Origin of the sequence: Paenochrobactrum pullorum (assembly GCF_041929845.1) — a bacterium.
Classification (GTDB): domain Bacteria; phylum Pseudomonadota; class Alphaproteobacteria; order Rhizobiales; family Rhizobiaceae; genus Paenochrobactrum; species Paenochrobactrum pullorum.
Genome location: NZ_JBHEEH010000036.1, coordinates 1 through 6,592, shown reverse-complemented (window position 1 = coordinate 6,592; position 6,592 = coordinate 1). Strand labels below are relative to the sequence as shown.

Here is a 6,592-nt window from a genome sequence, read left to right as displayed (position 1 = left end):
ATAAATATAGTTGTCATTATGTTTTGTTCTGGACTTGGCTCTCTTTAGCTGAGTTCTTAAGCTTCTCCCCAATTTTATAAGATAAACAAAAACGGAGCTTTTTGTATAAAAATAAATGAAAGTGCAAAAATTAAATTTATCATGGTTCTGAAGCATTGTCCTTTGTATATCAATGAGCATTATATGGCTACCTGCTTCGAAGTAAATGTAAATATTATGCTTATAATAAGATCACACATAGTTTATACTAGACTCAAGAAGTTAACAATTTATAGAGACTTGATGAGTGGATCAACTATTTGCATCGAAATGCGCTGCAAGAGAATTGCATTGCAGTACGATACCTATTCGTGAAGCTCTAATTAGATTGTGTGCAGAGAGTTTAGCTGAACACGAACCTGCGCGTGGTTTTTTATAAGACCCATGACGCCCGATCATAGGTTAAGATTCAAATAAACTTTCGTGATGCATCCAAGGCCAGACCAAGCCCCACACTACCAAACATATCGCCTTCCACCACTTTAACTTCAGGCATCCAATGCAATATATTCTGTTGCACGGCTTCAATCGCAGTCGAGCCACCTGTTAAAAATACAGTATCAATTTCGCTCGCCTTGATACCTGCATCCGCGATGGTTTTGCTTACTGTATCGCCAATTCTAACGACAGCGCGCTCAATAGCAATATTCAAATCCGCACACGTAACAGGAATGATAAGGCGTTCTTCCGATAATTCCACATTGATATTTGTTTCTGCCTCATCGGTGAGCGAAACCTTTGCCTTTTCTACACAACCAGCAAGCGCATGCCCCTGCTTCTCATTAACAATATCAATCATTCGGTCGAGTAATTCCGGTCTGGCAGCCTCGTAACGCATTTCCCGCAAATCGGCTTTCGCTTTATTATCGTAAAGAAGATTAATACGATGCCATGTCGCAAGATCAATGAAATAACTCACCGGAAGATTACGTTTTCCGTCTTTTGAAGGTGTTTGATAACCAAGTTCCGGCATCACATGAGCCATGCTAAACAGCCTATCAAAATCGGTACCTCCGATATGAACACCGGTATTAGCCAATATATCACTTTTGCGATCCGACACGCCCGCACGATTTGGTGAAAGCCGAATGATTGAAAAGTCAGATGTACCGCCCCCGATATCGGCGATAAGTGCCAACTCTTCTTTTTTTACGCTCTGCTCATAATTCAGCGCAGCAGCGATTGGCTCAAACTGAAAGGCAATTTCTTTAAAGCCATTATCACGCGCAATGGCTTCCAATTGGCTTTGTGCTGCCTGATCAGCTGTCTCATTACCATCAACAAAATATACCGGACGGCCAAAAACCACATGCTCGACATTTCCGCCTTGCGCGTGATCCAGATGAGATTTCAAATGCCCGATAAACTCACCAAGAATATCGGTGAAAGCCAGCGAGCGGGTTTTGACCTGCGTTTTTGTTTTGATCAATGATGTACCCAAAACACTTTTCAGCGAGCGCATCAAACGACCATCAACATTTTCCATGTAGTCAGAAATGGCGTGGCGCCCATAATAGGTTTGGTTGTCTTAAAAATTATAAAAGATCGCACTTGGCAGTGTAACCATGCCATTTTCAAGAGCTGTCAGCTGCGGTGCTCCGTTCTTTACAATACCAACGGTTGAATTAGACGTACCGAAGTCGATACCACCGATCAGCGCAGTCATGGCTTATCCTAGCTCAATTTATTACTCATATATTTGCGAACGTGGCAGGTCACATGAGAAAGAATACAAGTCAATGCTGCATCACTCATAAATAGGAAAAAATATTACGATTACACATGGTGTTCGGTGTGGTTTTCTCAACCGATCCGAGATGACCGACCGGTACGCGATCCGGCAGAACACGCCTCCCTTCCGTATAAAGCCCTTTCAGGGTTGAGATCGCTGCCAGAAGCGGATCATGCTTTCGGTGTGAGTGAAACTTAAATGTCTGAAGGAACACGCCTGCGAACTTTCGAACATTCGCGTATTGTTCTGCCGCCGTCGCCAAAGGCGATGTGTCAGCGTTCTCAACCATGGCTTCAAGGTTAGGCTTGATCTGGAGCAGCTTATGCCAACCAACCTCTCTGTTTATCACTCTGATTGCATCTTCATCAGCATCGTTGGCGTTCTGCAAAGCGACAATTGTGTCGAGGAATAATCTGAGCGCTTTGGATGTTTCCATCCGAGCATTCATATGCTGCTGCTTTTTCTTGTTATTGGCTTTTGAGAATAGCCGACGGATCAGCTTGATGAACATCGTTACCGCATCGTCAGTGAGTTTTTGGCCGAGCTTGATAAGCTGAGCGACAATTGTAGCGCGACGACGAGCAATGGCACGGGCTGCGAGCCCCATTCGCTCGATCATGTTCACTGCCGGTAGGAGAACGCATTGCTCGCGGAATGTGGCGATAATCGCTTTTGCTATCGACAACCCTTTATCTGTTTGGGATGCTGCTTCAATACCCGCACGCAAAGCGGCGCGACGGTCTTCAGCGGTTGCACTCCGCAGATCGAGATAGCGCTGCAAATGCCCAATATGTTCGCGTCGAGTTTCCTCACGCGTTGCGTATAAATTAAATAACCTTGGATCTACGTTGATCTGCTCGGCGATATAGTTGAGCAGCATCGGTGGGGGAACTTCATTCGGCAGGAGCGCTCTTCCAGGGTAGCGCATCAGGCAAAGTTGCATAGCAAAGCCAAACTGATTTTGCTTGCGCCGACGAAGCTCTATTTCCAGGCGATCCGCCGGTGAAAGCGAATAATGTCTGATCAGACTATCTTCGTCGGTCGGGATGCCGAAAAGCTCATGTAGGTCCTGAATTTTTAGAAGCGACCGCTTGGCCATTCTTACTCTCCCAACTCTGTACTGTTGGCCCAACCCCTGTACGGAATCGTCCAATTGCGTACAGGGTCAAAACACCCTGTCCACAAATTATCTTGACATAGTTTCGAACAGTGGGGATATTTCGGACATCCTATTCGGACGAAATTGAGCCCATGCCACGCACCTTTGCCTATGTTCGCGTCTCGACGACCGGACAGACCACCGAAAACCAGATTCAGAAAATTAAAGCTGCTGGTTTCCATGTCGAGCCACGCCGGATCGTCACTGAGACGGTTTCCGGCAGCACGGCCATTGCGCAGCGCCGTGGTTCTCCCGGTTATTGGATAAGATGGAGGCCGGTGACATTCTGATCGTCACCAAGCTCGACCGCCTTGGTCGTGATGCTATTGATGTCAGCAGTACTGTCAAAGCCCTCGCAGAAATGGGCGTCAGGGTTTACTGCCTCGCATTAGGTGGTGCTGATCTAACCAGTTCAGCCGGTATAATGACCATGAATGTGCTGAACGCCGTGGCGCAGTTCGAGCGCGACCTTCTGATCGAACGGACGCAATCAGGCCTCAAGCGCGCCAAGTCGGAAGGGAAATCTTTGGGTCGTCCATCCACACTTGACGATAAACAAAAACAGGACGTCCTTGCCGATCTGCTGGAAGGAATAAGTATTTCGGCAATTGCTCGGAAATTTGCCACAAGCAGACAAACAATCATGCGCATCCGGAATCAGGCTGCTGAAAACATTGGGAAAATGAATGACAAGTGAACCATGGCAATCATTCAAAAAGCTTTCGGAAAACCTGGAAACCGACATCGAGTTTGTTCTAAGCCACAGCGTCCCCGTCCAGTTTGCCGATCTGGCTGCCGGAGCAAAAAATTCCAAGGAAATCCGGCTGGTAGATGAATCCCGACAACATGCGGGATCCTTCAAATATAGGGGAGCTATACTCGGAGTTAGCAAACATCCGAAAGGCGTTGTTGCTTGCGGTTCCGGAAACTTCCCCATAACCGTCGGGTTGGCTGCATCAAAGCTTGGCATTCCAGCGACAGTCGTTATGCCTGACGACGCACCTGCTGCAAAACGAGAAATGGCCCTAAATTCTGGTTCGGAAGCCCTTCTCGTACCACGATCTGACTTCGTTGATCGTGCGGAACAGGAAGCGAAAGCGCGTGGATTGCCATTGTTGCATCCGTTCAGGGACGCATCGATGCTGGTCGGTAGCTGTTCCCTTGGTGTGGAACTGGCTCATGCAATGAAGGATGATGCTTCTCCTGACGATGCCATTGTCGTCGCTTGCGGTGGCGGTGGATTGGCCGCAGGAACCTCATTGGGCTCAGGATCAGCGGGATCGAGAACGATATTTATGTAGCTGAGCCTGAGCATTATCCACGCCTGTATGCTGCTATTAACGTGTCGCATCCTGTGGAGATCGTCGCTCAAGAGCAGACAATCTGTGATGCTCTGAAAGTTACCGAAATAGGCTCGCTTGCTTTTAGCATTCTCCAGAAAATTGGGGTCCGTACACTAGCAGCATCAGACGCAGGCGTCATCGAAGCGCGAGCGCATATGGCCCGTGAAACAGGCATACAAGCGGAGCCCAGCGGAGCGTTGGCTTTGGCAGCGATTTCCGAGCAAGAACTTCCAAGGCACTATCGCAGGCTTTGGGTGATCGTATGTGGCGGCAACGTTTGAAGACTGCACGTTCCTCTTTCGTTCGACCTAAGCGTACGATTTTGAACTAATCTTGTTCTGCCCCCCTGATACCGTGAAGGATCAGTAGAGCTCGGATACAATTGATGTGACGTGTCCGTGCCTTCTTCAATTGAGTGCGTTCTCTGGAAAGACGTTTGCTATCTTCCTCTTCAGGCGTAGGAAGCCGAACAGGGCGACACACAGATTTGTTGCCAAGCAGGTAAGCCTTCAGTATGAATACCATTGCCATAACATCAATACGATCAGTTTTGACGGCTCCGTTGCAAAGATTTGAGGTATCCTGGGTTTCAAATTATTAGTCTATTGTTTTTGGATCGAAACATTGTGGATTTCAGGTTTATGACGATCAGCTTCAAAGGAAGCTAATATCCCAAATCTGTTATTCTGCACGCTGTGTTTTTCTATGTGCGCTATGCGGTTTCATATTGAGATCTACAAGAGATCCTATTGGAGCGTGGCATTGATGTTAATCACACTACCCTCAATCGGTGGGTTGTTAAATATTCATCTCTTATCGCAGCGCGAACGCGCCAACGTAAAGCGGCGACCAGCCAGTTCTGGCGTGTTGATGAGACCTATGTGAGAGTGAAAGGACGGTGGCTTTATCAATATCGCGCCATTGATAAATTTGGCAAAACCCTTGATTTCATGCTGTCTGAGCAACGTGACCAGACTGCTGCCACCGCTTTCTTTAAAAGAACCATTGAAACCAACGGTATTCCGGACAAGGTTGTGATTGATAAGAGCGGCGCTAATTACGCCGGAAACGGACCGTGGAAGTTGCGTTCACCGCTCTACACTGTCGCTGCCGTCGAGACACCCAATGCAGATCCAAGATATCTATATCACTGTGCATTGATAGTGCTCGATGAATTACAAGGCATTAATATTGGTGAGCCTTCCATGTGGGCTCGTCTTCTGACTCAGATTGACGTCCGCGAAAATTCGACAGTGCTACAGATTGGTGCGGGTACGGGATATTATACGGCGATATTGTCTCAACTCGTTGGAACGGGAGGGTTTTGGTGTTTGAGACGGGCAGAGTTTGGCTCTCGCCGCTCAAGAGAACCTAGTGGATAAGAAGTCTGTTGAAGTGCGTTACGGCAATAGCGCATGCGACCTGATCGACAATGATGGCCTTTTTGATCTCATCGTGGCATTTGCAGGGGGAACACATCCCGTCACTGCCTGGCTTGATCACCTCAGTCCGAATGGCAGACTATTATTGCCCGTTACTGGATCACATGGCTTGGGCGCAATGATCCTGATGGAGCAAGGGGCACCTGTCATGAATGTAATCACATTGGGGTCATGTGGGTTTTATCCTTGCGCAGGTGCTCGAGACGCCTCAATGGCGAAACGGATCGACGAAATGTGGAAAGACCGTACCCGTATGGATGGGTGGCGCATGCAAATCAGCCTTAAAGATAATAACGTTCAATATTTGGTTGATGGGTTGGCATTCTGACCTGACTAAATTTTGCATCTGCCCCAGACATTGAATTGCCTCAAATATGATTCAGCTCGCTCATAAAACGACCGTTTTCCGAGCTCTTGCAAATTGATGCTATGAGTTCAACCCAACATTCGTTGCCCGATTCGTGTATTCAATCCATTAGTAGTATTTTTCTAACAGGAGCGGTTGTCTTACTGGGAAGGAATTGAAAAACTCATGCAAATGGTAGGAAGCTAGAAAAGTAGCATTGCGACAACACTACGTATATCAACTTTGATAACTACCAGTGGAACTACCTTGATGTAATAGCCTCCGAATTATCCGGACATTTTCTCACCCTTAATTAAGGGTTAGGAGTAATGTTAGGCGTATGACTAGGCTGAGGACTCAATTACCCCCCGTGCGATGATTGTAGAAACAAGAGCAATTACGGCGAGATAGTTTATCGCGAGGCGATCATATCTGGTTGCAATGCGTCGCCAGTTTTTGAGCCTTGTGCCGAACGGTGCGCTTTGACGTGTGTGCTATCTATGGAAAGCTCTTGTGGAACCGGACCGCTGG

General features: G+C 47.4%; 4 protein-coding genes and 5 pseudogenes. 6 read left to right on the top strand and 3 right to left on the bottom strand.

The genetic code is table 11. From position 1 onward, the window contains the following. Nucleotides 1–448: 448 nt before the first annotated feature. A pseudogene (locus tag JNC77_RS17360) lies at nucleotides 449–1,705 on the bottom strand (Hsp70 family protein). A 133-nt stretch (nucleotides 1,706–1,838) separates the two neighbouring features. Then, nucleotides 1,839–2,870: pseudogene (locus tag JNC77_RS17355) on the bottom strand (DUF4158 domain-containing protein); the annotation flags it as partial. A 152-nt stretch (nucleotides 2,871–3,022) separates the two neighbouring features. Here JNC77_RS17355 and JNC77_RS17350 point away from each other — a divergent pair. The 6 genes and pseudogenes from JNC77_RS17350 (at nucleotide 3,023) to JNC77_RS17325 (ending at nucleotide 6,043) form a co-directional block, all read left to right on the top strand. After that, nucleotides 3,023–3,627: pseudogene (locus JNC77_RS17350) on the top strand (recombinase family protein). Continuing rightward, the gene (locus tag JNC77_RS17345) at nucleotides 3,617–4,231 is read left to right on the top strand and encodes a pyridoxal-phosphate dependent enzyme (protein WP_374834765.1); all 615 of its coding nucleotides are present in this window, start codon (nucleotides 3,617–3,619) and stop codon (nucleotides 4,229–4,231) included. Before JNC77_RS17350 ends, JNC77_RS17345 begins: the two are co-directional and overlap by 11 nt. Then, nucleotides 4,156–4,554 carry a pyridoxal-phosphate dependent enzyme gene (locus JNC77_RS17340; protein ID WP_374834763.1) on the top strand — a complete coding sequence of 133 codons (399 nt, stop codon included), beginning with the start codon at nucleotides 4,156–4,158 and terminating at the stop codon, nucleotides 4,552–4,554. The genes JNC77_RS17345 and JNC77_RS17340 overlap by 76 nt, the downstream gene beginning before the upstream one ends. 402 nt (nucleotides 4,555–4,956) lie before the next feature. Next, a pseudogene (locus JNC77_RS17335) lies at nucleotides 4,957–5,340 on the top strand (IS6 family transposase); the annotation flags it as partial. Between the two features lie 96 nt (nucleotides 5,341–5,436). Further along, entirely contained in the window at nucleotides 5,437–5,655 is a 219-nt protein-coding gene (locus JNC77_RS17330) for a hypothetical protein (RefSeq protein WP_374834766.1), read from the top strand. After that, nucleotides 5,648–6,043 carry a hypothetical protein gene (locus JNC77_RS17325; protein WP_374834761.1) on the top strand — a complete coding sequence of 132 codons (396 nt, stop codon included), beginning with the start codon at nucleotides 5,648–5,650 and terminating at the stop codon, nucleotides 6,041–6,043. The genes JNC77_RS17330 and JNC77_RS17325 overlap by 8 nt, the downstream gene beginning before the upstream one ends. 362 nt (nucleotides 6,044–6,405) lie before the next feature. Here JNC77_RS17325 and JNC77_RS17320 read toward each other — a convergent pair. After that, nucleotides 6,406–6,525, bottom strand: a pseudogene (locus JNC77_RS17320) (IS5/IS1182 family transposase); the annotation flags it as partial. Nucleotides 6,526–6,592 lie beyond the last annotated feature (67 nt).

Bases quoted from the DNA above. Each gene is read 5' to 3' on its own strand.
- JNC77_RS17345 (WP_374834765.1), top strand. From the start codon at position 3,617: ATGACAAGTGAACCATGGCAATCATTCAAAAAGCTTTCGGAAAACCTG.